We start from the raw sequence: 24,152 nt of genomic DNA, 5'->3' as shown, positions 1-24,152 counted from the left end.
ACGGGTACCGTGAACTCCATGCCAACAGCCGCTCGCACCGCTCGTCCCGCCTACCGCTGCTCCGAGTGCGGATGGACTGCCGCCAAGTGGGTGGGGCGCTGCGGAGAATGCCAGGCATGGGGCACGGTGCTGGAGGCGGGGGCCGCTCCCGCTGGGCCCGCCACGCGCGCCACGACGGTCGACAGCCCCGCGACACCCATTTCAGAGGTTTCCGCCACGGCGTCGGCCCGTCGTTCCACCGGGGTCGGCGAGTTCGACAGGGTCCTGGGCGGCGGCCTAGTGCCGGGCGCCGCGATCCTGCTCGCGGGCGAGCCCGGCGTGGGCAAGTCCACGCTCCTCCTCGATGTCGCCGCGCGTGCCGCACGCGAGGGCCAGAAGGTCCTCTATGTGACCGGAGAGGAGTCGGCGGGCCAGGTGCGTTTGCGGGCCGAGCGAATCGGCGCCCTCGAGCCGGGGCTGCTGCTGGCGGCGGAGACGGATCTAGGACGCGTCCTGGGTCAGATCGACCACGCCGAGCCTGCGCTCCTCATGGTGGACTCCATCCAGACCATCGCCTCAAGCGAGGTCGACGGCACCCCGGGCGGTGTGAGTCAGGTGCGCGAGGTGGCCTCCGCCCTCATCCAGGCCGCCAAGACCCGGGGACTGGCCATGGTCTTGGTGGGCCACGTCACGAAGGACGGCACCGTCGCAGGACCACGCCTGGTCGAGCACCTGGTCGACGTCGTGTGTCAGTTCGAGGGCGAACAGCACTCGCAGCTGCGGCTCTTGAGGGCCATCAAGAATCGGTTTGGTTCGGTCGACGAGGTGGGGTGTTTTCAGCTCCACGACGGCGGGATCGAGGGTGTCGCCGACCCCTCGGGCCTGTTCCTGTCGCGCGAAGACATTCAGGTGCCGGGCACGTGCGCGACCATCACGATCGACGGCAAGCGTCCCCTCCCGGCGGAGATTCAGGCGTTGGTCGCCCCCAGCGCGCTGTCGAATCCACGCCGCGCGACCAGCGGCATCGACTCCGCGCGCGTCTCCATGATCCTCGCGGTGCTTCATCGCCGCGTGGGCCTTGCGGTGGCGGCGGACGACGTATACGTATCGACCATCGGTGGCGCCAGGGTCACGGAGCCGGGGGCGGACGTCGCGCTTGCGCTTGCCCTCGCCTCGGCCCGCGCGGACAAACCCGTGAAGCGCGGCTTCGCGGCTATCGGGGAGGTGGCCCTGTCGGGAGCAGTGCGCCCCGTCAACGCGATGGCTCAGCGTGTCGCCGAGGCCGCACGGTTGGGCTTCAGCGACATCGTGGTCCCCGACACCGCCGGACAGACAAAGGTGCCGACGGGCGTGAGGGTGCATCGCGTGCAGAGCCTGCGTGACGCGGTGGCGGTCGCATTGCCGCGCGACTGAGCGTGTGTGCAGACGACGGTTGCTGCGCGACCGCGTTAGGCCGTGAGCTGGAACTGCGTCTCGGTGGCGGGAATGCCGCCGATCGACGCCGCCGCCCAGTAGGTGCCGTCATCCCAGGGTGCGATGACCTCGCACCCCTCGTCGTAGCGCTCGCCCGACCACATGAGCTGCACCGTCTTGCGGTCGCCGGGCTGCAGGATCCAGGTCGCGTCGCCGAACCCGGGGTCGTCGTCGCACCACGTCGACGAGTAGTACTGCTGGTCCCCCGAGCGAATGGCGAGCTCGGTGCCCTCTGCCGTCGTCGACAGCGTGCACGGCGAATCTCCGGTGAGCTCCACGACCACCTCGAAGGCCGGGGTCGTGCCCTCCGCGACAGGGTTGGGCGTCGCCGCCAGGGACAAGGTCGCATCGTCGGCGACGCATGCTCGGCTGGGATCGGGCGCGGCCTCGGCCGTCGCGGTGGGGGAGGTCGAGGTCTCGTTGAACGGAGCTTCGGCCTCGTCGCCCGAGCCGATCAGCGTCGTCACGATGAACCAGGCCGCGATGATGATCACCGCCACGATGACGAGGACCATGACGCGGCGAACCCAGTAGACGCCAGCGGGTTGATCGCCCACCGGCTTGCGCAGCCCGTCCATGGGGTCCTCCTCACGTCGTCACTGTCACGGTAGCCCCGCCGGGCGCTGGAATGATGGAGGGCATGCCGCCCGTGACTGCCCTCGACCCCCGTGTGGCGAGCGTGATCGACTGGTTTGCGCGCGAGGCTCGCGATCTCCCGTGGCGCCGCGACGACTGCTCCGCCTGGGGCGTGCTGGTCTCCGAGGTCATGCTGCAGCAGACGCCGGTGGCGCGGGTGGAGCCGGTGTGGCGGGAGTGGATGGCGCGGTGGCCCACACCCGCGGATCTCGCGCGTGCGTCCCAGGCCGATGCCGTCCGCGCCTGGGGACGGCTCGGATACCCCCGTCGGGCCAAGCGGCTGTGGGAATGCGCCGTCACCCTCGTCGAGCGGCACGGCGGCGACGTGCCGCGGACCGAGGATGCGCTGCTGGCGCTGCCCGGCATCGGCGCGTACACGGCCGCGGCGATCCGGGCCTTCGCCTATGGCGAGCGGGACGTGGTGCTCGACACGAATGTGCGGCGGGTGATCGGCCGCGCGTGGCGCTCCCAGCCGTTGCCGCCCGCTCACCTCACGCGCAGCGAGCGTTCGCATGCGGAGAGCTTGGTTCCGGCCGATGCCGTGGCGTCGGTCGCGTGGAACGCCGGCGCCATGGAGTTGGGCGCCTTGGTGTGCACGGCCCGCTCACCGCGGTGCGCCGACTGTGTCATTGCCTCCGACTGCGCGTGGCTCGCCGCGGGCTCGCCCGGCCTCGAGGCCGCGCCGCGGCGCACCCAGGCATGGCACGGAACGGACCGCCAGGTGCGCGGGCGCATCATGGCCCTACTGCGGGCGTCCCACGCGCCCCTCAACATCACGGGCCAGGCGTCGCTCGAGGACATCGAGCCGGGCCAGCTCGACTCCTGTCTGGCCTCGCTCGTGAGCGACGGACTCGTGACGGTGGCCGACGAGGAACGCGGGCTGTACTCGCTATAGCCGTGCCGTGCCCCCTACGCAGGTGGGACGACGAGCCCACCCATGTACGGCATCGGCCGTCGTCTTAACCCTGGCGGTGCGTGCCGTCGACGGCGAGCGGCTCGATCGCCGCGATCTCCTCGTCCGTGAGGGCAGCGAAGTCGAGCGAGGCGACCGTGGTGCGGAGCTGCTGCGCGCTCGAGGCTCCTACCAGCGCAGACGTGACGTGATCGCCGCGCAGGACCCACTGCACAGCGAGTTGGGCGAGGCTCTGGCCGCGTGCCTTCGCGATGTCGTTCAGCGCTCGCGTGCGCTCCAGGTAGGTGTCGGTGATCTGGTTTTCGGACAGGAAGCGCGAGTGGGTGGCACGCGAGCCCTCGGGTACGCCATTGAGGTAGCGGTCGGTGAGCATGCCCTGCGCGAGGGGCGAGAAGACGATCGAGCCCACACCCTCGTCCTCGAGCGTCGGGATCAGCGCCTCCTCGGGTCCGCGCTGGTACATCGAGTATGCGAACTGGTGGATGAGTAGCGGCGTGCCGAGCTCGCGGAGGATGCGCACGGCCTCGCGGGTGGCCTCGGGGCCGTAGTTCGAGATGCCCGCGTACAGCGCCTTGCCCGAGCGCACCGCCTGGTCGAGGGCCATCATCGACTCTTCGATGGGCGTCTCGGGGTCCGGTCGGTGGTGGTAGAAGATGTCGACGTAGTCGAGCCCCATGCGACCGAGCGACTGGTCGAGCGACGCGAGCAGGTACTTGCGCGAGCCGAAGTCGCCGTAGGGACCGGGCCACATGTCGTAGCCGGCCTTCGTGGAGACCAGGATCTCGTCGCGATAGGGCTTCAGGTCCTGAGCGAAGATGCGGCCGAAGTTCTCCTCGGCGCTGCCCGGGGGCGGACCGTAGTTGTTGGCGAGGTCGTAATGCGTCACGCCCAGATCGAACGCCGTGCGAACGATCTCGCGCATGGTGTCGTCGTGATTGGCGCCGCCGAAGTTGTGCCACAGGCCCAGGCTCACGCCTGGGAGCTTCAGGCCCGAGCGGCCCGAGCGGCGGTACTGCATGGAGTCGTAGCGGGCGGCATTGGCCACATACGGATCGTGAGTCATGGCTTCAGCCTAGGGCCGTTGTGGCGGGGTAGGTGCGCCCGCGCCGCCCACTTCGCTTTGCCCCTCCCGCGGGCGGCGCCGCTGCCCTAGGCTGGGCGAATCGACCCGTGAAGCAGGAGGTATTGCCGTGGATGCAGCATTGTGGGTGGCCGTCATTGCGCTGGCGGCCGTGTTCATCCCGTCGGGCTTTGTGCACGCGGTGCGGGGGAAGAAGCGCTCGATCGAGCTGGGCCAGGAATGGGCCAACGACTTCACCGACCAGCAGATTCGCCTGATCGGAGCCGCAGAGATTGTGGGCTCGCTCGCGGTCGTGGTCTTCCCGATCATCGGCTTCATCCCGTGGGTGGTGCCCATCGCTGCGGCCGGCCTGATGGTGATCGGCGCGGGCGCGGCGTTCGTGCACATCCGCCGCGGCGACCCGCTGGCCAACACCACGGTGCCGGCCCTGCTCGCCGTCATCGCGCTGATCGTCTTCGTGGGCCGGATCGGGGAGTTCTCGCTGGGTAACTGAGCCGCGGCGGCCTGGCACCGACACCCATCGCGCGCCCGCCCTTCCGCCGCCTCTGCACGCTGTGAGGAGGCTGGTGCGAGTGGCGGCCAGGAAACTCGCACCAACCTCCTTACAGGACACATGGCGCTGTGCGGCTATCCACAGAATCCGGGTCTCTCACCCTTGGCAACACCGGACCTGCTGCGATGTCGGAGTGCCCCTTCGCTTCGACAGTCCCGCGCCAGGTGAGGCTTTGGCGCCTTTTCTCGCCCGATCCCGTCATGCGTATACCCGCGACGAACTCATCGCCTGGTACTCGCGGTGGCTCTTGGACCGCGCCGTGCAGTCCACCTTGGTCGCAGTGGTCCGTCCCGGTGTGTACGCATCAGCCGACCACGCTGGCTTGGGAGTCGTACGCGGTGAGGCACTGAACCTTTGGCGACCGCGCGCGCTCGTCAGCGGAGAACTCGCTTTGCACCTCTACGACCAGCGGGTGCCGCTGCCCGAAATCGACGCCATCGTGGTGTCGCGGGGCGACAAGGGCTGGCCAGCGTCCTCGCTCAGCGTGCGGCAGCTCGCCCCGATGCGCCGATGGAGCTCGGCTAGCGGCGTGCGTTGTGTGCCGCCAGCGACGGCGCTGCTCGACGCATGGCACCGCGCGCAACCTGGCCGTCGCGAGGACATCTTGTATCGGGCGCTATGGGCGAAGATCTGTACGTGGAAGCAACTGCGCGCGGAGCTGGATAAGCCTCCGCGAGTCGCGGGGCGTCGCGAGCTCCTGGCGCTGCTGAGTTGGTTCGAGCGCGGGGCGCATTCGCCGCTCGAAGTGCGAGCGCTGCGCGACGTGTTTGTCGGCCCTGCCTTCGCGGATTTCGAGCGGCAGGTCGTGATCGAGGTGGAAGGTCGGACCGCGCGTGCCGACATGGTGCACCGTCAGGCGCGGCTCATTGTGGAACTCGACGGCGCCGGCACTCATGGCGGGTACGCGGCGACAACTGCTGATCATCAGCGAGACGCGGATCTTGCTGCCGCGGGATACCTCACGCTGAGGTTCGGGTGGTCCGACATTGTCGGACGCCCGGAGTGGTGCCGGCAGCGGGTGATCCAGTCGCTGGAGCGACGCCAGCGCTGAGGGCATTGCATGCTGTGAGGAGGTTGGTGCGAGTTTCACGGTCCAGACTCGCACCAACCTCCTCACAGCAAGCAGCGCGCCCCGCCAACGCCAAAGGCCCAGCCCCCGCGAACGGGAACCGGGCCTTCGGGAAAGGTCAGCGGTGAGGCCGACCCAGTGCCTTAGTTGGCAGCCTGCGCGTCGCCACCAGTCGCCGGGCCCTCGGGACCACCCGAACGCGGCACGTCCGCGCCCTCCGCGGTCTCCGCATCGGTGCCGCCGCCCACGCGCACTGCGTCGGTGCCGGAGGAGTCGGACGGACGCTCGGCAGGAGCGACCTCCTCGCCCAGCAGCTCGTCGCGGTCCACGCCCTCGAACGTGAACTCGCCGAGGATGCCCTCGCCCTGAGCGTCGACCTTCACGATCTGGCCCGAGGTGACCTCGCCGAACAGGATCTTCTCGCTCAGCGGATCCTCGATCTCGCGCTGCAGGGCGCGTCGCAGGGGTCGCGCACCGAGCACGGGGTCGTAGCCCTTCTCGGCGAGCAGACGCTTGGCGGCGTCGGACAGCTCGATGGCCATGTCCTTGTCGCGCATGCGCTCGTCCAGGCGGGCGACCATGAGGTCGACGATCTGGATGATCTCGTCCTGCGTGAGCTGGGGGAAGACCACCACGTTGTCGACGCGGTTCAGGAACTCAGGCTTGAAGTGTTCCTTGAGCTTGCCGTTGACCAGCTTGACCATCTCGTCGTAGGTGTGGCCGGTCTCGGACTGCACCGAGAAGCCGGTGGCCTGGCGACGCGAGATGGTGTCGGCACCCAGGTTGGTGGTCATGATGATGATGGTGTTCTTGAAGTTCACCTCGCGGCCCTGAGCATCGGTCAACTTGCCGTCCTCCAGGATCTGGAGCAGCGAGTTGAAGATGTCGGGGTGGGCCTTCTCGACCTCGTCGAACAGCACCACGGAGAACGGCTTGCGGCGCACCTTCTCCGTGAGCTGGCCGCCCTCCTCGAAGCCCACGTAGCCGGGAGGCGCACCGAACAGGCGGGCCACGGTGTGCTTCTCGCCGTACTCGGACATGTCGAGCGAGATCAGCGAGTCCTCGTCGCCGAACAGGAACTCGGCGAGCGCCTTGGCCAGCTCGGTCTTACCGACACCGGTGGGGCCGGCGAAGATGAACGAGCCACCGGGGCGCTTGGGGTCCTTCAGGCCGGCACGGGTGCGGCGGATCGACTGGGACAGCACCTTGATGGCCTGCTCCTGGCCGATGACGCGCTTGTGCAGCTCGGACTCCATCGACAGCAGTCGCGAGGACTCGTCGGAGGACACGCGGGTCACCGGCACGCCGGTGGACATCGCGAGCACCTCGGCGATCAGGTCCTCGTCCACGACCGCGGCCACGTCCAGGTCGCCCGACTTCCAGGCCTGCTCCTTCTCGGAACGCTCCTCGGACAGGCGGCGCTCGACGTCGCGGAGGTTCGCGGCCTTCTCGAAGTCCTGCTCGTCGATCGCCGACTCTTTGTCGCGGCGCACGTCCGCGATGCGGTCGTCGAGCTCCTTGAGCTCCGGCGGGGACGTCATGCGGCGGATGCGCAGGCGCGCTCCCGCCTCATCGATGAGGTCGATCGCCTTGTCCGGCAGGAAGCGGTCGGAGATGTAGCGGTCGGCCATCTGTGCGGCGGCCACGATCGCGTCGTCCGTGATGGTGACACGGTGGAACGCCTCGTAGCGGTCGCGCAGACCCTTGAGGATCTCGATCGCGTGGGCGAGCTCCGGCTCCGGCACCTGGATGGGCTGGAAGCGGCGCTCAAGCGCGGGGTCCTTCTCGACGTGCTTGCGGTACTCGTCGAGGGTGGTCGCGCCGATGGTCTGCAGCTCACCGCGGGCCAGCATCGGCTTGAGGATCGAGGCCGCGTCGATGGCACCCTCGGCGGCACCCGCACCCACGAGTGTGTGGATCTCGTCGATGAACAGGATGATGTCGCCGCGGGTGCGGATCTCCTTGAGGACCTTCTTCAGGCGCTCCTCGAAGTCACCGCGGTAACGCGAACCGGCGACCAGCGACCCCAGGTCAAGCGTGTAGAGGTGCTTGTCCTTCAGCGTCTCGGGCACATCGCCGCGCACGATCGCCTGGGCGAGGCCCTCGACGACGGCGGTCTTGCCGACGCCGGGCTCGCCGATCAGCACCGGGTTGTTCTTAGTGCGGCGCGACAGCACCTGCATGACGCGCTCCTGGATCATCTCGCGTCCCACGACCGGGTCGAGCTTTCCTTCGCGCGCGGCCTGCGTGTAGTTGCGGCCAAACTGGTCGAGCACGGTCGAGCCCGACGGGGTGCCCTCCTGGGGGCCGCCCGCACCGGCGGTCGCGGGCTCCTTGCCCTCGTAGCCGCTCAGCAGCTGGATGACCTGCTGGCGCACGCCGCCGAGGTCGGCGCCCAGCTTGCCGAGCACCTGTGCCGCCACGCCCTCGCCCTCGCGGATGAGGCCCAGCAGGATGTGCTCGGTGCCGATGTAGTTGTGGCCCAGCTGCAGCGCCTCGCGCAGCGACAGCTCGAGCACCTTCTTAGCGCGCGGGGTGAAGGGGATGTGACCGGAGGGGGCGTGCGAGCCCTCGCCGATTATCTCCTGGACCTGCTCGCGCACGCCGTTGAGGGAGATGTCCATGGCCTCCAGGGCCTTGGCGGCGACGCCCTCGCCCTCGCGGACAAGGCCAAGGAGGATGTGCTCCGTCCCGATGTAGTTGTGGTTGAGCATGCGCGCCTCTTCCTGCGCGAGCACGACCACTCGACGGGCCCGATCGGTGAACCGTTCGAACATGATTTCCTCCTTCACTTCGTCCGGCGTGGTGCCGGGTCGCCGCAGTCACCTGTGGCATTGCACCCAGGCTAACCAGCGGGAGGGGGTCCGTATTGCCGTGTTCGCTAGGGGCATGAACGGGCGGCCGATGCCGTGGCTCGCATCTGTACACCCAGCGCCAGGGACCTTGGTCACTTGGGCGCCCCGGGCGCAGCCGTAGCGTGGCGAAGACGGTGCGCCCACGCGATCCGCTCGACGCATCGGACACCCCCACCTGTGCAAAGGAGACTGGATATGAAGGCCTGGCAGTTCACCGGTACCCACGAGCCGCTCGCTCTGAACGACCTGGAGGAGCCCGTGCCGGGTCCGGGCGAGGTGGTGATCGATGTGAAGGCCGCGGGCCTGTGCCACTCCGACGTGGGCGTCCTCGAGGACGAGGGGTGGCTCGCGCTGCTGCCGGCGATCCCCGTCACCATGGGCCACGAGGTTGCGGGCGTCGTGTCGGCGGTGGGCGAGGGTGTCGAGGGCGTGGAGGTCGGCGACCAAGTCGGCGTCTGTCCGACGGGGCCGTCTGGCGTTGCCCCGGGCTACGGGCGCAATGGTGGCTTTCAGCCTCGCCATGTCGCGCCAGCATCGGACCTCGTGGCGATGCCCGAGGGTCTGAGTTTCGCCCTCGCGGCGGCCGGCACCGACGCCGGCATGACCTCGTACCACGCGGTTGTCACCATCGGCGGGCTCGAGGCGGACCAGAAGGTCGCGATCATCGGCCTGGGAGGACTCGGCCAGATCGGGGCCCGGGTTGCCGTGGTCAAGGGCGCCGACGTCACCGTGTGCGAGATCAACGAGGACGTGTGGCCGCTCGCGGAGAAGATCGGCGCCTCGCGCGTAGTGAAGGACGTGTCCGAACTCGCCGGTGAGGACTTCGATCTTGTCGTCGACTACGCCGGTTTCGGCACCACGACGGTGCAGGCCGTCGACGCGATCCGGCGCGACGGGACCATCGTGGTCGTGGGCATGGGCCGTCTCGAGGCCACGATCAACACCCGCGACGTCATCCTCAAGCAGGCGCGCATCCTGGGCTCCAACGGCGGCACTATGGAGGACGTTGCCGCGTGCTACGACCTTTTCGCCAGCGGCGAGGTGGAGCCGCAGCTGACCACCATCGGGTTCGAGGAGATCCCGTCGGGGATCGAGCGCTTGGAGAAGGGCGAGGTCACCGGCCGGCTCGTCGCGCTCTACGAGTAGCGGTTGACGGGAACCGCGACGTCCCATATCGTTTTTCGATAACAACGAAAAACGATATGGGGGTGCGTCGTGGACAGTACGCGTCAGTTAGACCGGTCCGATCGCATTGGCATGTATATGTCGGTCGTGATGGTGGCGATCGGGGCGGTGATCGCGGTCGTGGCCGCGGTGGCCCGATTGCTCGAGGTAGGCGACGGACGCGATGTCCCCGTCCTGGTGCCGCTCGCGGGCGAGGAGGCCGCGCTGCCCTTGGGCCCGGACGGCGCGGCGGTGACTGCGGCCGTCGACACCGCGACCGTGACGGTCGCGGAGCCCGCCCCCGCGACCCTGTTTGCCCTCTACGCCCAGCCGGTGTGGATCGCCGTCGTGGTCGTCGCGGGACTCGTGGTCGCCGCCCTGTTCTTCCTGCGCCTTGCCCGCGGGCGGGCCTTTGACGGTGGCGCCGCACGGCTCGCCTTCATCGCGGCCGCGATCGTGACCGTCGGCTGGCTCGGCGACTCCATCTTGACGAACATGACCACCAACGGGGCCCTGTCCGCCGTGAGCGACTACACCTACGAGTCGATGACGTTCGAGGTGAGCCTCGCTCCGGCGCTCGCGGTCCTCGTCATCGCCGCGATCGGGGCGGCGCTGCAGGTGGGAGAGAAGCTCCAACGCGACACCGAGGGGCTGGTGTGAGCCCCGCTGACCCGGGCGACGACTCCGGCATCCACTGCCGCCTCGACGCACTCCTCGAGGCCCGCGGCATGACCCTCACGGCGCTGAGCGAGGCGGTCGGGGTGTCGGTGGTGAACCTCAGCGTGCTGAAGAACGACCGCGCGAAGGCGATCCGATTCTCGACCCTCACCGCGATCTGCGACGCCCTCGGATGCGACGTCGGCGACCTGCTGGCGATACGGCGTTAGCGTCAGAAGCCGAGCCCAAAGCGGCGCCGGGACTCGCTCGAGCGCTGGGCGGCCATCCGCCGGAAGGCCCGTGCTTTGCGGGGGCTGGCGAACGGGTGAGGGCCCTCGGGCGTGATCGCCGCGGGCCCGTCCGCGAAGACCGCGAACACCGCGGCGCGCACCGCCGTCATGTCGGTGCCGGTGCCGGCGAGCACACCGACGACGTGCGGACCCGGCTCGCGCAGCGCCGCGGCCAGGACATGGCCGGTGGCGAGGTCGTCCGCGCCCGTCGCAAAGACCTCGGTGAGACTGCGTTCCAACGCGACCTTGGCTTCCTTCGCGAAGGGCAGGTGCTCGGTGTGCGTGTGGGGTGCGGCGTCCACGCTCAGGCCAAGGGCCTCGAGGAGGGCCGGCCTGCTCACCCCGCACGCCTCGAAGGCCCGCGCGGCCACGGACGTCGATCGCACGGTCATCCCTACCACGAGGGCATCCGCGTCGATCTGCCCACGGCCCAGATGTGCCGCCAGCTGCTGAGCGGAGACGAGTCCCTCGCGCGCCGCCTCGGTGAAGCGATCGAACACGGCTCACGCCTCCACGAGGATGGTCATCGGCCCGTCGTTCACAAGCGACACATCCATCATGGCTCCGAACACACCCGTGCCCACCGTGAGGCCACGGGCACGCAGCGCCGCCACCACCGCATCGACCAGGGGCTCCGCCACGCGCCCGGGCGCCGCGCCGTTCCACGACGGCCGCCGCCCCTTGCGCACGTCCGCATAGAGCGTGAATTGGGACACCACGATGACGGGCGCGTCAACATCGGACACGGACTTCTCGTCGTCGAGGATCCTCAGCTCCGCGATTTTGCGCGCCATCGTCTCGACCTCGGCGTCGCCGTCGCCGTGGGTGACGCCCACGAGTGCGACGATCCCCTGGCGCTCAAACGAGGACACCACGGCACCGTCGACGGTCACGGACGCGCGCGCGGCGCGCTGCAGCACGGCCTTCATCGAGAGCCGGTCACCAGCCGCCGGACTGCTGACGTGGGCGGCGCGGCCCGCGTCCCCCGTACTGTTGCAATTTCGGCTTCACGTCGACGAAGTACAGCAGCACGATCACGATCGCCGCGATGCCGAGCAAGCCCAGCACACCGCCCCCGCCGAGAGACAGGAACGACACCAGCGTTGCGGCCCCCAGCAGGATGCCCCACAGCATGCGCGACTGCTTGCCGGCCGCCTGGTACGACGAGTCGGGGTAGCGCAGCGCGTCGATCAGCCCCCACACGGAGGCGGCGAACACGGCGACGGAGAGCACCATCAGAATCAGGTTCTGCAGGGAGTCGAGCACGGGTCCTCCGGAAGGCGCGGGAACGGGGCTCAGGCCAGTGTAGGGGGCAGGACAGTGAGGCCCTCGGCCCGCGCGGCCGCCACAAGGCGCCGGTCCCAGGCTGCCATCACCAGCCCAGCCGACATCAACGTGAGCGCGCTTGCCAGGTGCGTCGCGTCCCCGGCGCGCAGAGGACGACGGTCCGCCAGCGCAGCCGCGTGGTCCATCAGCGCCGGGCTGACCTCGATCTTGGCCAGCGACGGCCACAGCTCGTCCCAGCGCTCGCGGGCTTGCGCGGCGGGGGCCGCGTCGATACGGCCGATGCGCTCCGCGGCCGCCAACACAGACCTCACCTCGGCGTCGGCGATACGGGAGGTGACCACGGCATCGGCCTCCCGCCACAGCGCGACCGCGAGGGGTGTGCCGGTCTCGAGCACGCACAGCTTCACGAGCGCGGACGTGTCGAAATAGACGACGGACACGCGCTACCTCCTGAGCCGGCCGAGCAGGCTCGATAGCGCGTCCTTGGCCGCCTCGGCCTGTGGCAGGCGGGGCACGGCGCGGGACTCGGCGGGCGGGGTGAGAACGCCGTCTGCCTCGAGCTTGGCCAACAGCGACGCGGACTCCACGCCACCCAGGCGCGCGACCGGGACTCCGCGCTCGGTGATGACGACATCCTCGCCGTCCTTGGCCGCCTCCAGCGCGCGCGTGAGCGACTTACGCAGCTCCGTCACTGTCATCTCCATGTGATCACGGTAACGCCGTGTGCCGCACGCTCGCGGGAACCCGCGTCGGTTTGGCTCACGCTTGGGGCAGATGTGACGGGTGCGACGCCCGTGATGCCCCCAGAAGTCACATGAGGTGACACCCGTCACAGGCGTGGGCCAAACCGACGGGCCGATGCCGTGGCCGGCTAAGCGAGAGACGTCAGACGGGCATGTCGCCGCCGTCGGCGGCGCAGCCCTTGCCCATGAGTAGGCCCTTCATGGTGGGGCCGGGCTTGTCGGGGCGGTCGGCGGAGAAGCCGTGTGAATTGACGATGAGTTCCTGGCTCGCCGCCAGCACCCCTCCGTCGGAGGCGACGGTCAGCGTCGCGGACGGGTCGACGGAGCGCTTGAGCACCGCGAGCGCCACCGGGCCGTACTCGTGGTGGCGTGCCACCGAGGTGACGCGGCCCACCTCCTTGGCGGCCTCGCCGTCTCCGAGCATGACGGGCGCGCCGCGCTCGGGCAGCGTGTGCGCCGAGCCGTCGAGGTGGAGCATGGTGAGCCGGCGCGGCGGGCGTCCCACGTTGTGGACCTTCGCGACGGTCTCCTGGCCGCGGTAGCAACCCTTGTGCAGATGCACGGCGGTGCGCAGCCAGTCCAACTCGTGGGGCAGCGTGGTCGCGTCGACCTCATAGGCGGCGCGGGGACGGTAGGCGGCGATGCGCTCGGCCTCGCTCGCCCACGTGCCCGCAAGAGTCCAGCCGGCCTCGAGACGGGCGTCGACCTCGGCCTCGAGCGAGCCGCGCGGCACCAGCACCAGGCGCCAGGCCCGCTCGGTACCGGGGTGCGAGGCGGGGTCGGCGGCGTAGGTGGTGCCACCCTCCGCGATCCCGGGCCACGGGTCGACCCACGTGACGGGTTCACCCTCGGAAGCGGGGGCGCGGACGGCCTCGCCGAGCGCGGCCCACTCGGCCGTGGCATTGGTCACCTCGACGCGCAGCATGAAGCGCATGCGGTCGAGGAAGGTGGCCAACTCGTGGGCGGTCTCGGTGATGAGCCACGTGGTCTCGCCGTCGTCGACAGCGCCCGCGACGTGCTCGATGCGTCCCTGGGGGGACAGGATCATGAGCTCACTGGACTCGCCGGGAGCGAGCCGACCCACGGCCTGCGTGCACAGCGAGTCGAGCCACGTGAGGCGGTCGGGGCCGGTGACGGTCACGATGCCCAGGTGCGACTGGTCGACCACGGCGCGCCCGGCGGTGAGGGCGCGCTGCTCGGCGGTCGGGTCGCCGTAGTGCCAGGCGACAGCGGCATCGGCCGCGGTGTCGGGGACGGCGCCGTGACGGGACAAGAGGGGAGAGGTCATGGTGTCGGAACGCGTGGCGTCCATCGTGGATTCCTACTGAGCGCGCTTGAGGCGGGCGCTCATGTACGACTGCAACTCCTGGCCGAACGCGGCGAGATCCCACGCCCACATCAGCTCGCCCTCGACCAGCCCGTACATGCGCGTGGCGCCGCGGACCTCGGGGCCCGTCTCGGTGGCCGCCGCGAAGCGCGTCGCCATGTCGATGCGGCCGTTGCCCACGGCGCCCATGTAGCAAGTGAGCAGGCCCGAGGCGTCCGACATGACGATCTCGAGCGGGTGCTGGTAGTCCTGGAGGGTCACGCCCTCGGGGGCGGACGGCGCGACGCGCCAGAAGCCGGACTCGACGGCCCAGACCACGCCAGGCTCGTCCTCGGTGCCGCGCAGACGCGTGGTGCACGAGTACGTCAGGTAGGGCCCGCCGTCGTGGTCGAAGACGATGTCCTGGACGATCTCCGCCTTGGGGATGCCGGGGTACTCGATCTCGCCGTGGCCCGTCCAGCGGCCCACGAGCCACGCGAGGGGGTAGGCCTCGGGCGCGAGGTCGTCAGGGATGACGAAACTCAACGCTGCGGGCTCTTCAGCAGGCGCCAGCCCACGATGCCGCACGTCCAGGCGGCACCGCCGAAGGCCAACACGGCGAGGACGGTGAAGACGGCTTCCAGTGCAGTCATGGCGGCAATACTAGTACGGCCGATGCGACGGCCGGGCTGAACGTCCCGGCCTACGCCGCGCGCGTGGTCGCCTTCTTGACGGCGAGGTAGATCTCGCAGCCCAGGCAGAAGCCGAACACGGCGTTGAGGAATGACGCAATGAGCACCAGCACGCCGAACACGTAGAAGCCGGCGGCGACGTCGAGCAGCCCGAAGACGAGCGCGAGCGCGGACATCGCGAGGCCCATCTGCTGGGCGAAGCGCGGCGGGCGGAACGACTCGGTCTCGGTGGGCGGGGTCAGGCGGGCGCGGATGAGCCGCTTGAACAGCCACGACTGCACGGTCGCCTGCGGGCCCACGATCGCTCCGGGCAGGAACATCAGCACCAGGATCGCCATGGGCATGAGGCCGGCGTCGGAGCCGAGCAGCACCGCGATGAGCGCCACGGCGAGCGTGACGGCGGCGCCAAAGCGGTAGCCGCGCGGGTCGATCTGAATGTCCTGGGCGTGGGCGGTAGCGGTCATGGTGTTCCTCCTGGCAGGAGTCTAGATCGTGTACTCGGTGCCCTCGGAGCGCACCGTCGCGAGGGCGGCGCGCGCCTGGTCCACCGTGGGGGCGCCATCCATGCGGGCGACGATGGTGCCGTCGCCGTCGAGCACCAGCGTGGTGGGGGTGCGCATGACGCTGAGGTCGCGGGCCAGGTCGAGCCGCACGGAGGCGTCGACCTCGACGTGGGCGACGTGGTCCTGTTCGCCCGCGACCTGCTTCAGCAGCCGCGCGGTGCCGGGGCACTTGGAGCACATGGGTGTGGAGAACTGCACGAAGGTGGCGTAATAGCCCCGTTGGGCGCCGATCTGCTCGCTGGTGAGGGCGCCTGCGCGTTTGACCTCACGCACGGTGCCCTGGCGGCGCTGCCACCACCAATAGGCCAGCGAGGTGAGCGCGAGCAGCGCGGCAATGAGAAGAATCTTGACGAGCACGGGGGTCCTTGTATCTGCGGGGCCGAACTAACCGACCAGAAGCTTGCCGCCCAGGTAGACAAGGGCGCCTACCGCCAGAACGGGCGTGATGCCGGACGCTATTCCCGCCCACAGCGATGTCGCCGGCGGTTCGCGCCGCGCGAGCTCGTTCATCAGGACAACCGAGGCGGCGCCCACACCACCCACGAGCGTCCCCGCGTACCAGGGCATGGAGCCGAACAGATATCCCAGCCCCGTGCCGGCACCGATGCCCAGCACGAACGCCAAGGTGGCGTTGACCGTGGAGTGGTGGGTCAGGACAGAGCCGACCGCGGCGAGGGCGACGGCCGCGGCTGACGCCACGACCAGATCCTCCGCGCCCAGGGTGCGCCCGGCCGCGAGCCAGGCCGCTCCGGTGGCGGCGATGGTGCCCCCCGCGGCCGTCGAGGCGACGGCTCCAGCCGCACGACCCGCGGGAGACGGCACAAAGATCTCCGTCGCGAGCGAGGCGATCACGATGGTCGCGATCGCGATCACCATGTAGCGCAGGTACGGCTCGTTCTCGCCGATCACCACGGTGCCGAGGGCGAGTAGTCCACCGATGCCGATCACGCCCGCGCTCACGCGACGGTGCGGGACGCGCGTGAGCTCGGGCCACCCAGAGGCGAACAGGACGATGCACGCGGCGACGCCGAGTCCCAGCCAGCGCGGTCCCAGAAATCCCGTTGCGGCGACGATGGCGGCGCTCACGGCCGTGATCGACACACGTGACGTGGGATTCATGGGGGTTAGTGTCTCATCGAATGCGCCGCTAGAGTGATGGCCGAACGGAGGTGGCGTGTGGCAGACCTGCTCGTCCTCACCCCGTCCCCTGATGGGGCAACGGAGGTGTTGCCTGCCCTCGGGCTGCTCGCGCATCGGACGCGAGCGTTGCCCCCGGACCCGCAGGCGATGCTCGATGCCTTCGATGCGGACGTGATCATCATCGACGGTCGCCACGACCTCGCCGAGGCACGCAACAACTGCAAGCTCGTCCAGGTGACGGGCGTGTCGGTGCCGCTGCTGCTGGTGTTGCGCGAGGGCGGGCTGTCCATTGTGAACGCCGACTGGGGCGCCGACGACGTGGTGCTGGCCGATGCCGTGCCCGCCGAGGTCGAGGCTCGCATCCGCCTGCTCGTGGGCCGCGCCAACCAGCAGGACCCGCTCGAGAAGGCCGCCGAGTTCTCCTCGGGCGACCTCACGGTGGACGTGGGCGGCTACACCGCTCGCCTCAAGGGCGTGCCGCTCGACCTCACCTACAAGGAGTTCGAGCTCCTCAAGTACCTTATGCAGCACCCTGGCCGCGTCTACACGCGCGACCAGCTGCTCCAAGAGGTGTGGGGCTTCGACTACTACGGCGGCACGCGCACGGTGGACGTGCACGTGCGACGCCTGCGCGCCAAGCTGGGCGCCGAGCACGAGCACCTCATCGGCACGGTACGCAACGTGGGTTACCGCTTCGACCCGCCGTCGCCCAAGCAGGCCGCGGCCGAGGCGGCCGGGGCGTAAAGCCAGCCACGGCATCGGCCGCCTACAACGACGTGAGTCGTTCTTGTGGCCGACCCCGGGGACGGATGGCGCTCGGTAGGCTGACCCCATCCCCGTGACCCAGACCTGAATGGACTGACTCGATGGCCAAAGACCCCGCGGCCCGGCTTTTTTCCCGCCTGACGCCGTCCACAGAGCGCAATCTCGCGGACATTCTGCGCACCGAGCGCGCGGGCGGACTGCTGCTGCTGCTCGGTACCGTCATCGCCCTGGTGTGGGCGAACTCGGCGTGGTCGGGAGGCTACGAGTCGCTCAGGGACTTCGAGTTCGGACCCGAGTCGCTGCACCTGCACCTGTCGGTCGGGGACTGGGCCAAGGACGGCCTGCTCGCCATCTTCTTCTTCGTGGTGGGCCTTGAACTCAAGCGCGAGATTGTCGCGGGAGAGCTGCGCAAGCCCTCGACGGCTATTGTGCCGATCGTCGCGGCCGTGGGCGGCATGGCGGTGCCTGCGGGTCTGTACGTCCTCACCAACGTGCTGCAGGATGGCGGGTCCACGAGCGGCTGGGCGGTGCCGACGGCCACCGATATTGCGTTCGCCGTCGCGGTCCTCGCCGTGGTGGGCAAGTGGCTTCCCAACGCGCTGCGCGCGTTCCTGCTCACGCTCGCCGTGGTCGACGACCTGCTCGCGATCATCATCATCGCGGTGTTCTTCACCGAGGAGGTCCACTTCCAGTGGCTCATCGCCTCGGCGCTGTGCATCGCGGTGTTCGGCTTCCTGGCCCGCAAGCGCATCACCCACTGGTGGCTGCTGATCCCGCTGGGCGTGGCCGCATGGGCGTTCATGCATGCCTCGGGTGTCCACGCCACCATCGCGGGTGTCGCGCTCGGCATGGTGGTCCCCGCGCTCGCCGCGAAGGGCGAGAAGCACGCACTTGCGGAGCACTGGGAGCACAAGTGGCGCCCCATCTCGGCTGGCGTGGCCGTGCCGATCTTCGCGCTGTTTGCCGCGGGCATCACGATCTCCGCGGAGTCGCTGACCACCGCGGCTGGGGACCCCGTCGCGCAGGGTGTCTTCATCGGTCTGGTGCTCGGCAAGCCTCTCGGCATCGTGCTAGCGACCTTCATCGTCGCGTCGATCTCGAAGGCAGGGCTTGATCGCGGCCTGTCGTGGTGGGACGTCATCGGCGTGGGCTTCCTCGCCGGAATCGGCTTTACCGTGTCGCTGTTGATCGGCGAACTCTCGTTCGATGGCGAGAGGGTTGCCGAGGTCAAGATGGCGGTGCTCCTCGCGTCCGTCGTCGCCGCCGGTATCGGTGCGGGCTTGCTCATGTGGCGCGACCGTCATTACCAGCGCCTGTACGAGCAGCGCTCGACGTCGACCGAGATCAACCAGCAGGTCGCGAAGGCCCACGGCGCACGTGCCGAGCACGTCCACCCCGACGAGCTGCCGCACCCGTCCGAGGTCAAGGACGAGGACAAGCACTAGTCCCGACGGCTCCCCTGAGCTCGTGGGAACCATGGTGTCCCTCTCAGCGCCTGGAGCAGGACAAACGCACCGCCAGGACGGCGGATGCCGTGGCTGGCCTGCGTACTCGGCTCGCGCTACGCTCTGGCCGGGCGGGTCTTGGCGCCGGGGGCGCTCGCGCAGAGGGCCGCGATCTCGCACGCGCCGCACTCGGGCTTGCGGGCCTTGCAACGACGCCTGCCATGGAAGATCACGCGGTGGGAGAACAGGGTCCACTCCTTGCGCTCGATGAGCGCCATGAGCTCCTTCTCGACCACTACAGGGTCCTCGTTCACAGTTAGCCCCAGGCGGCGGGCGAGGCGGCCCATGTGGGTGTCGACCGTGATGCCGGGGATCCCGAACGCGTTGCCGAGCACCACGTTGGCGGTCTTGCGGCCCACGCCGCGTAGGGTCACGAGGTCCTTGAGGCGGCCCGGCACCTCGCCGTCGTAACGCTCCACGATGTCGTGGCTGAGGCCCAGGAGCGACTCCGCTTTGGCTCGGTAGAACCCGGTGGGCTTGATGAGCGCCTCGAGAGCGTCCCGATCGGCGCCAGCCATCGCGGCGGGGTCGGGATAGGCGGCAAAGAGGGCCGGCGTGACCTGGTTGACGCGCACGTCGGTGCACTGCGCGCTCAGCACCGTGGCGACGAGCAACTGAAATGGCGACTGGTAATCGAGTTCGCAGTGCGCGTCCGGATAGACCTCCGCAAGTGCCCTGTTCACCGCGCGTGCACGCCGCGTGAGCGACACGGGAGGCGTCTGCATCGACGCATCGGCGACTGTCAGGGGAGTGCGGGAAGCCATGGCGCCACCCTAGGCGATCCTTAAGCGGTGCCCACCGGGGGCCGATAGAGCGGGTGACCGGTGTGCGCCCCGCCCCGGCACCCTGCGAGCCAAGGGGGGGAGCGATGCCCATGACCGATGTGGCTGCCGTCATCGCCGAACTGAGGCATCGGCGCCGCGAGCTGCGCCGCGAAGTGGCGCGGGTGCGGTGGTGGCGCAGGCTCGTGCGCGCGCGCCAGGACTTGGTTGTCGCCCAGTTGGCCGATGCCGAGGAACTGCACCGCTTGGGCGTCTCCGACGAGTGGGAGGCGCTGGCCGCCGGCGCGCCGACGGCCACGGAACTGGCCGATGCCGTGTGGCCCGAGGGTGCAAAACCGCTTCCTTCCAGCGTGGAGGCACTTGCAGCGCTCGATGCCCGGCTAGAGTCGTACGAGACGCGCGTGGCGGACAACCTCGAGTCCGTGACGCAAGAGATGGTCAGGGCGTTGGGTCAGGCGCACCGCGGACAGCAGTAAGGGAGGTGGCGATGCCCCAGTCGCCCCGTGAGGTGCAGCTGCTGCGATCGTCCCCCCTGTTTGGCGGGATGGACGCCGACAGCGCCCGGTCCCTGATCGACCAGATGACGCGTATCGAACTCAATCGCGGCGAGGTCGTCTTCAACGAGGGCGACGAGGGTCAGGCCATGTACATCATCGTCAAGGGCAAGGTGAAGCTCGCCCGTACCGCACGCGATGGCCGCGAAAACCTCCTGGGACTGCTGGGTGTGGGCGACATGATGGGCGAGCTGTCGGTCTTCGACCCCGGCCCGCGCGTCTCCCGCGCACACGCGGTCGAGGACTCCGTGGTCTACGAGCTGCCCAAGGCAGTGCTGGATCGCTGGCTCGACGACCACCTCGAGATGTCGCGCCACCTGCTGCGCGCCCTCGCGCAGCGCATTCGTCGCCTGTCCAACTCGATGGCCGACCTGGTGTTCTCGGACGTCCCCGGCCGTGTTGCGAAGGCGATCCTTGACCTGGGCCACCGCTTTGGTCGTATGGAGCGTGGCCACGTCACGGTCCGTCATGGGCTGACGCAGGAGGAACTTGCGCAGTTGGTGGGCGCCTCGCGCGAGACGGTCAACAAGGCTCTCGCAGAGTTCGCCTCTCGCGGCTGGATCGATGTCCACATCGGCGCCGTCGACGTGTACGAGCCCGAGCGCCTGCGCGCCCGCTCACGCTAGTGACCCACGTCGACGCCCCCCCACCCGCGCCCGTCGTGGCGCACATGAGGACATCTGCGCCACGAAACGCGCTCTCGTGGCGCGCGTGAGGACATTCCCGCACGGCGTGGGATGTCCTTAGGCGACCGAGACGATGAGTTCGATCTCGACGGGAGCGCCCAGGGGCAGCGCCGCGACGCCGACGGCCGAGCGCGCGTGACGCCCCGCCTCGCCGAAGACGTCGGCGAGAATCCCCGAGGCTCCGTTGATGACGGCCGGCTGTGCCGTGAACCCGGGGGCCGATGCGACAAAACCGGTGAGCTTCACGATGCGGGTGATCTTGTCGACCCCTCCGGCGACGCTCGCGGCTGCGGCGAGCGCGTTGAGGACGGCGATCCGGCCGCACTCGTTGGCACGTTCGGGCGTCACATCGCCGCCGCGCTGGCCCACCACGCCCGCGGCGAGCAACTCACCGTCGACGAAGGGCAGCTGACCCGACGTGAAGATGAGGTCGCCGTGCTGGAGCGCGGGCACATACGTGCCAACGGGTACCGCAACCTCGGGGAGGGTCAGCCCGAACTCTGCGAGACGCGACGAAGCGCTCACGCCTTGGGCCGCTTCATGTAGGCGACAAGGCCGCCGGTGGGGCCGGTCACGACCTGCACGAGTTCCCAGCCGTCCTCGCCCCACTGATCGAGGATCTGCTTGGTCACGTGGTCGATAAGGGGCACGGTCGAGTATTCCCACTGCGTCATGGGATGAGCGTATCCCGTTGCTGCGGAAACTCTCAGGGTTCGTGGCGCGTTGAGTGAGCAACGTAAGGTTGGTGTATGGCTTCAAGGTCCCTTGGTTCCGCGCGCCCGGGTGGGCGCGTGACCGCGCTGCAGCTCGTCGGCGCTCTCGTGGCGTTCGTCGCGTTCTCCGTCATCGGCGGCTTCCTCTTGGCAGGCATTGCGCTGCCCGCCGCCACGGTGGCGGCGTCGGCGGCCTCCGGCACGTCCGAGCTGTTCGAGGACCTGCCCGCCGAACTCGAGGACGTCCAGCTGTCGCAGCAGTCGAACATCTACGCGCGCGACGGCAAGACGCTGCTCGCGACCTTCTACGACCAGAACCGCGTGGTGGTTCCGCTCGAGGAGATCAGCCCGTGGATGCAGAAGGCCATCGTCGCGGTCGAGGACCGCCGCTTCTGGGAGCACAACGGCGTGGACGGCGAGGGACTCATGTCCGCGGCGTACACGAACCTCACCTCCGAGTCGTCGCCCGGCGCCTCCACGCTCACCCAGCAGCTCGTCAAGAACACGCTGTACCAGGCTGCCCAAAATGCCGGTGACGATGAGGCGGTCGATGACGCGACCGAAGTGTCGATGGCGCGCAAGATTCGCGAATGGCGCCTGGCGCTCGCGCTCGAGGACAACCTCAACACCACGCTGGGCGACACCTGCTCCGCCGAGGACCCTGCCGTCGACTGCGGCAAGGAAGAGGTGCTCCAGCAGTACCTCAACATCGCGCAGTTCGGTCCCCGCATCTACGGTGTCGAGACCGCGGCTCAGTATTACTTCTCCAAGCCCGCCTCGGAGTTGACCGCGATCGAGGCGGCGACCATCGCCGGCATCACGCAGAACCCCTCGCGGTGGGACCCCACCCGCACCTTCGAGGACGGTGAGACCAACTACGAGACCGCCGAGCGCCGTCGCGACACCGTGCTGGGCACCATGTACGAGCAGGGCATGATCACCGAGGCGGAGTTCGACGAGTACGAGGCGACTCCCGTGGAGGACACGCTCAACGTCTCGCGCCCCCTCTCGTCATGCGCGGCGTCTGACATCGCGCCGTTCTTCTGTGACTACGTCACCAAGGTCATTGCGAAGAACGACGCGTTCAACTCGGACGGGCTCAATGGCCGCGATCTGCTGCTGCGTGGTGGACTCGACATCGTCACGACGCTCGACGTGGAGAAGCAGGAGATCGCCACCGAGGAGCTCTACAACACGCTTCCCGCGGGCAACGAGGACGGCTTCGCGATGGCGATGGTCGCGCTCGACCCCTCCAACGGCGAGATCCTCTCGATGGCCCAGAACCGCACCTTCGACCCGTCGGCCGAGGCGGAGAACTCGACATCCGTGAACTACACCGTGGACCGCGAATGGGGCGGCTCGCAGGGGTTCTCGGTCGGCTCGACCTTCAAGACCATCGTCCTCGCCGACTGGCTGCAGGAGGGCCACTCGCTGCGTGAGTACGTCTCCGGCCGCAAGACCGACTGGACGAGTGACACGTGGGCCGAGACCTGCGAGGGACCTGTGCTCACCGGTGGACAGGAGTGGTCGCCTGGCAACGTGGGCGAGGACAACCAGGGCCAGATGACCGTGCTGGAGGCGACGGCGCGCTCGATCAACACCGCGTATGCGGACATGGCGAGCCAGCTCGACCTGTGCGGCATTCGCGACATCGGCGAAGCTATGGGCTACCAGAACGCCGACGGTTCCGACTTCGCGCTGTATCCGTCATCGATTATCGGATCGCAGAACGGCTCTCCGCTCACGATGGCTGAGGTGTATCAGACCTTCGCCAACGGCGGCGTGCACTGCGAGCCGCTCGCGATCCTGTCGATCACGGACGCCGACGGCAACGACATTGCGGTGCCTCAGCCCGATTGCCGCCAGGCCATCTCCAAGGAGGTCGCCGACGGCGTGACCTACGCCATGGAAGGCGTCCTCGAGACCCCCGGTGGCCGCAACTCGGCCCTGGACGACGGCCGCCCTGCGGCCGGCAAGACGGGTACCTCGCAGATGAACAAGCACACGTGGTTTGCGGGCTTCACGCCGCAGTTGCTGTCGGTGTTCTGGCTGGGCAACCCCGACGAGGACACGCCGCAGCAGAACGTCACCATCAACGGCCAGTGGTACGGCTATGTGTATGGCTCCACGCTCGCCGGCCCCACCTGGTCGAACTTCATGAGCCGAGCCCTCGAGGGCGAGGAGATGCTGGACTTCGACGAGCCCGAGGACGAGGTGCTCAACGGCGTGCCAGTGCGTGTGCCCAACGTGATCGGCATGGGCCAGTGGATGGCTCGCGACGAGCTGCTCGACCTGGGCTTCCGCGTCACCTTCGCCGACTCGCCCATCTATTCGTCACGAGTCGAGTCCGGCAAGGTCGCGGCGCAGAGCTGGGGTGCAGGCGCCATGGCGACGCCGGGCACCACCATCACCCTGTCGCTCGCCACGGATGAGCTCCCCAGCTGGTGGTACAACTGGCCTGAGGGATGGGACCAGAACACGGCCCCGTCGGGTTACTGGGGCTCCAGCTGGCCTCCGGCCGAGTTCGAGACCAACCCGCCGAACGGTTGGGTCACGGATGAGCCCAAGCAGTGTGAGGACCCCGCGGACTGGTGGAACGAGGACAAGAATGAGCCATGTCCTGGTTTCACTGACGACGGATCCGAGCAGGGCGGCGGGAACGACGGCAACAACGGCAACGGCAATGGGAACAAGCCTGATGAAGATGACTAGTCTCCGCAGCCTGCCTGGACTGTGCGTCACGGAC

The 24,152-nt window shown here is 69.0% G+C and carries 28 protein-coding genes; 12 read left to right on the top strand and 16 right to left on the bottom strand.

Translation table 11 applies throughout. The features are described from left to right. The first annotated feature begins 9 nt into the window (after nucleotides 1-9). The gene (gene radA, locus B7K20_RS06625) at nucleotides 10-1,392 is read left to right on the top strand and encodes a DNA repair protein RadA (RefSeq protein WP_371327868.1); all 1,383 of its coding nucleotides are present in this window, start codon (nucleotides 10-12) and stop codon (nucleotides 1,390-1,392) included. A 35-nt stretch (nucleotides 1,393-1,427) separates the two neighbouring features. On the opposite strand, the gene B7K20_RS06620 is transcribed toward radA, so the two are convergent. Continuing rightward, complete coding sequence (locus tag B7K20_RS06620) at nucleotides 1,428-2,030, bottom strand: hypothetical protein (RefSeq protein WP_084101727.1); 603 nt, start codon at nucleotides 2,028-2,030, stop codon at nucleotides 1,428-1,430. A 62-nt stretch (nucleotides 2,031-2,092) separates the two neighbouring features. Here B7K20_RS06620 and B7K20_RS06615 point away from each other — a divergent pair, with 62 nt between their 5' ends. Beyond that, nucleotides 2,093-2,983 carry an A/G-specific adenine glycosylase gene (locus tag B7K20_RS06615; RefSeq protein ID WP_084101744.1) on the top strand — a complete coding sequence of 297 codons (891 nt, stop codon included), beginning with the start codon at nucleotides 2,093-2,095 and terminating at the stop codon, nucleotides 2,981-2,983. A gap of 64 nt (nucleotides 2,984-3,047) precedes the next feature. Here B7K20_RS06615 and B7K20_RS06610 read toward each other — a convergent pair whose 3' ends face one another. Next, nucleotides 3,048-4,064: an aldo/keto reductase gene (locus tag B7K20_RS06610; RefSeq protein WP_084101726.1), complete on the bottom strand. Its 1,017-nt coding sequence runs from the start codon at nucleotides 4,062-4,064 to the stop codon at nucleotides 3,048-3,050. Nucleotides 4,065-4,191: 127 nt separating this feature from the next. Between B7K20_RS06610 and B7K20_RS06605 the strand changes: the two genes are divergently transcribed. After that, the gene (locus B7K20_RS06605; protein ID WP_159449350.1) at nucleotides 4,192-4,575 is read left to right on the top strand and encodes a DoxX family protein; all 384 of its coding nucleotides are present in this window, start codon (nucleotides 4,192-4,194) and stop codon (nucleotides 4,573-4,575) included. A gap of 451 nt (nucleotides 4,576-5,026) precedes the next feature. Then, nucleotides 5,027-5,686, top strand: a complete 660-nt coding sequence (locus tag B7K20_RS06600; protein ID WP_144018572.1) for an endonuclease domain-containing protein — start codon at nucleotides 5,027-5,029, stop codon at nucleotides 5,684-5,686. 161 nt (nucleotides 5,687-5,847) lie between these two features. Here B7K20_RS06600 and B7K20_RS06595 read toward each other — a convergent pair whose 3' ends face one another. Beyond that, nucleotides 5,848-8,481: an ATP-dependent Clp protease ATP-binding subunit gene (locus B7K20_RS06595; protein WP_084101723.1), complete on the bottom strand. Its 2,634-nt coding sequence runs from the start codon at nucleotides 8,479-8,481 to the stop codon at nucleotides 5,848-5,850. A 273-nt stretch (nucleotides 8,482-8,754) separates the two neighbouring features. Here B7K20_RS06595 and B7K20_RS06590 point away from each other — a divergent pair, with 273 nt between their 5' ends. The 3 genes from B7K20_RS06590 to B7K20_RS06580 all read left to right on the top strand — a co-directional run bounded on the left by B7K20_RS06590 (nucleotide 8,755) and on the right by B7K20_RS06580 (nucleotide 10,610). Beyond that, nucleotides 8,755-9,705 (top strand): zinc-binding dehydrogenase, encoded by a 951-nt coding sequence (locus tag B7K20_RS06590; RefSeq protein ID WP_084101722.1) that lies wholly within the window; start codon nucleotides 8,755-8,757, stop codon nucleotides 9,703-9,705. A 111-nt stretch (nucleotides 9,706-9,816) separates the two neighbouring features. Next, on the top strand, nucleotides 9,817-10,383 hold the full coding sequence (locus tag B7K20_RS06585; protein ID WP_144018571.1) for a hypothetical protein: 567 nt from the start codon (nucleotides 9,817-9,819) through the stop codon (nucleotides 10,381-10,383). Continuing rightward, complete coding sequence (locus B7K20_RS06580; RefSeq protein ID WP_084101720.1) at nucleotides 10,380-10,610, top strand: helix-turn-helix transcriptional regulator; 231 nt, start codon at nucleotides 10,380-10,382, stop codon at nucleotides 10,608-10,610. The genes B7K20_RS06585 and B7K20_RS06580 overlap by 4 nt, the downstream gene beginning before the upstream one ends. A gap of 2 nt (nucleotides 10,611-10,612) precedes the next feature. Here B7K20_RS06580 and B7K20_RS06575 read toward each other — a convergent pair whose 3' ends face one another. The 10 genes from B7K20_RS06575 to B7K20_RS06530 all read right to left on the bottom strand — a co-directional run bounded on the left by B7K20_RS06575 (nucleotide 10,613) and on the right by B7K20_RS06530 (nucleotide 16,380). Beyond that, on the bottom strand, nucleotides 10,613-11,170 hold the full coding sequence (locus tag B7K20_RS06575; RefSeq protein WP_084101719.1) for a Clp protease N-terminal domain-containing protein: 558 nt from the start codon (nucleotides 11,168-11,170) through the stop codon (nucleotides 10,613-10,615). Nucleotides 11,171-11,173: 3 nt separating this feature from the next. Continuing rightward, nucleotides 11,174-11,599, bottom strand: coding sequence for a D-aminoacyl-tRNA deacylase (dtd, locus tag B7K20_RS06570; protein ID WP_084101718.1), 426 nt, complete (start codon nucleotides 11,597-11,599; stop codon nucleotides 11,174-11,176). A 10-nt stretch (nucleotides 11,600-11,609) separates the two neighbouring features. After that, nucleotides 11,610-11,936 carry a DUF2516 family protein gene (locus B7K20_RS06565; RefSeq protein ID WP_084101717.1) on the bottom strand — a complete coding sequence of 109 codons (327 nt, stop codon included), beginning with the start codon at nucleotides 11,934-11,936 and terminating at the stop codon, nucleotides 11,610-11,612. Between the two features lie 29 nt (nucleotides 11,937-11,965). Next, nucleotides 11,966-12,397: a type II toxin-antitoxin system VapC family toxin gene (locus tag B7K20_RS06560; protein ID WP_084101716.1), complete on the bottom strand. Its 432-nt coding sequence runs from the start codon at nucleotides 12,395-12,397 to the stop codon at nucleotides 11,966-11,968. Between the two features lie 3 nt (nucleotides 12,398-12,400). Continuing rightward, nucleotides 12,401-12,661: a type II toxin-antitoxin system Phd/YefM family antitoxin gene (locus tag B7K20_RS06555; protein WP_084101715.1), complete on the bottom strand. Its 261-nt coding sequence runs from the start codon at nucleotides 12,659-12,661 to the stop codon at nucleotides 12,401-12,403. Nucleotides 12,662-12,842: 181 nt separating this feature from the next. Beyond that, nucleotides 12,843-14,012, bottom strand: coding sequence for a folate-binding protein YgfZ (locus B7K20_RS06550; RefSeq protein WP_234985739.1), 1,170 nt, complete (start codon nucleotides 14,010-14,012; stop codon nucleotides 12,843-12,845). Between the two features lie 9 nt (nucleotides 14,013-14,021). Beyond that, nucleotides 14,022-14,552 (bottom strand): FABP family protein, encoded by a 531-nt coding sequence (locus tag B7K20_RS06545; protein WP_084101714.1) that lies wholly within the window; start codon nucleotides 14,550-14,552, stop codon nucleotides 14,022-14,024. A gap of 157 nt (nucleotides 14,553-14,709) precedes the next feature. Then, the gene (locus tag B7K20_RS06540) at nucleotides 14,710-15,162 is read right to left on the bottom strand and encodes a DUF4395 domain-containing protein (RefSeq protein WP_084101713.1); all 453 of its coding nucleotides are present in this window, start codon (nucleotides 15,160-15,162) and stop codon (nucleotides 14,710-14,712) included. Between the two features lie 21 nt (nucleotides 15,163-15,183). Further along, on the bottom strand, nucleotides 15,184-15,618 hold the full coding sequence (locus B7K20_RS06535; RefSeq protein ID WP_200809035.1) for a thioredoxin family protein: 435 nt from the start codon (nucleotides 15,616-15,618) through the stop codon (nucleotides 15,184-15,186). 27 nt (nucleotides 15,619-15,645) lie between these two features. Further along, nucleotides 15,646-16,380 carry a hypothetical protein gene (locus tag B7K20_RS06530; RefSeq protein ID WP_084101712.1) on the bottom strand — a complete coding sequence of 245 codons (735 nt, stop codon included), beginning with the start codon at nucleotides 16,378-16,380 and terminating at the stop codon, nucleotides 15,646-15,648. 57 nt (nucleotides 16,381-16,437) lie between these two features. On the opposite strand from B7K20_RS06530, the gene B7K20_RS06525 reads away from it, so the two are divergent. Together B7K20_RS06525 and nhaA are read left to right on the top strand one after the other, a co-directional pair. Continuing rightward, nucleotides 16,438-17,145, top strand: a complete 708-nt coding sequence (locus B7K20_RS06525; RefSeq protein WP_084101741.1) for a winged helix family transcriptional regulator — start codon at nucleotides 16,438-16,440, stop codon at nucleotides 17,143-17,145. A gap of 122 nt (nucleotides 17,146-17,267) precedes the next feature. Further along, on the top strand, nucleotides 17,268-18,611 hold the full coding sequence (nhaA, locus tag B7K20_RS06520) for a Na+/H+ antiporter NhaA (protein WP_084101711.1): 1,344 nt from the start codon (nucleotides 17,268-17,270) through the stop codon (nucleotides 18,609-18,611). Nucleotides 18,612-18,727: 116 nt separating this feature from the next. Here nhaA and nth read toward each other — a convergent pair whose 3' ends face one another. Continuing rightward, nucleotides 18,728-19,435, bottom strand: coding sequence for an endonuclease III (gene nth, locus B7K20_RS06515; protein ID WP_234985738.1), 708 nt, complete (start codon nucleotides 19,433-19,435; stop codon nucleotides 18,728-18,730). Nucleotides 19,436-19,539: 104 nt separating this feature from the next. Between nth and B7K20_RS06510 the strand changes: the two genes are divergently transcribed. Together B7K20_RS06510 and B7K20_RS06505 are read left to right on the top strand one after the other, a co-directional pair. After that, nucleotides 19,540-19,929, top strand: a complete 390-nt coding sequence (locus B7K20_RS06510; protein WP_084101710.1) for a hypothetical protein — start codon at nucleotides 19,540-19,542, stop codon at nucleotides 19,927-19,929. 11 nt (nucleotides 19,930-19,940) lie between these two features. Continuing rightward, nucleotides 19,941-20,633, top strand: coding sequence for a Crp/Fnr family transcriptional regulator (locus tag B7K20_RS06505; RefSeq protein ID WP_084101709.1), 693 nt, complete (start codon nucleotides 19,941-19,943; stop codon nucleotides 20,631-20,633). A 117-nt stretch (nucleotides 20,634-20,750) separates the two neighbouring features. On the opposite strand, the gene B7K20_RS06500 is transcribed toward B7K20_RS06505, so the two are convergent. Together B7K20_RS06500 and B7K20_RS12890 are read right to left on the bottom strand one after the other, a co-directional pair. Next, complete coding sequence (locus B7K20_RS06500; protein WP_084101708.1) at nucleotides 20,751-21,218, bottom strand: RidA family protein; 468 nt, start codon at nucleotides 21,216-21,218, stop codon at nucleotides 20,751-20,753. After that, nucleotides 21,215-21,367 (bottom strand): DUF4177 domain-containing protein, encoded by a 153-nt coding sequence (locus tag B7K20_RS12890; protein ID WP_144018570.1) that lies wholly within the window; start codon nucleotides 21,365-21,367, stop codon nucleotides 21,215-21,217. Before B7K20_RS12890 ends, B7K20_RS06500 begins: the two co-directional genes overlap by 4 nt. 117 nt (nucleotides 21,368-21,484) lie before the next feature. Between B7K20_RS12890 and B7K20_RS06495 the strand changes: the two genes are divergently transcribed. Continuing rightward, nucleotides 21,485-24,118, top strand: a complete 2,634-nt coding sequence (locus B7K20_RS06495) for a transglycosylase domain-containing protein (protein ID WP_159449349.1) — start codon at nucleotides 21,485-21,487, stop codon at nucleotides 24,116-24,118. Nucleotides 24,119-24,152 lie beyond the last annotated feature (34 nt).

Origin of the sequence: Demequina sp. NBRC 110051, from assembly GCF_002090055.1 — a bacterium.
Classification (GTDB): domain Bacteria; phylum Actinomycetota; class Actinomycetes; order Actinomycetales; family Demequinaceae; genus Demequina.
This window is presented reverse-complemented; position numbering and strand designations above follow the sequence as displayed.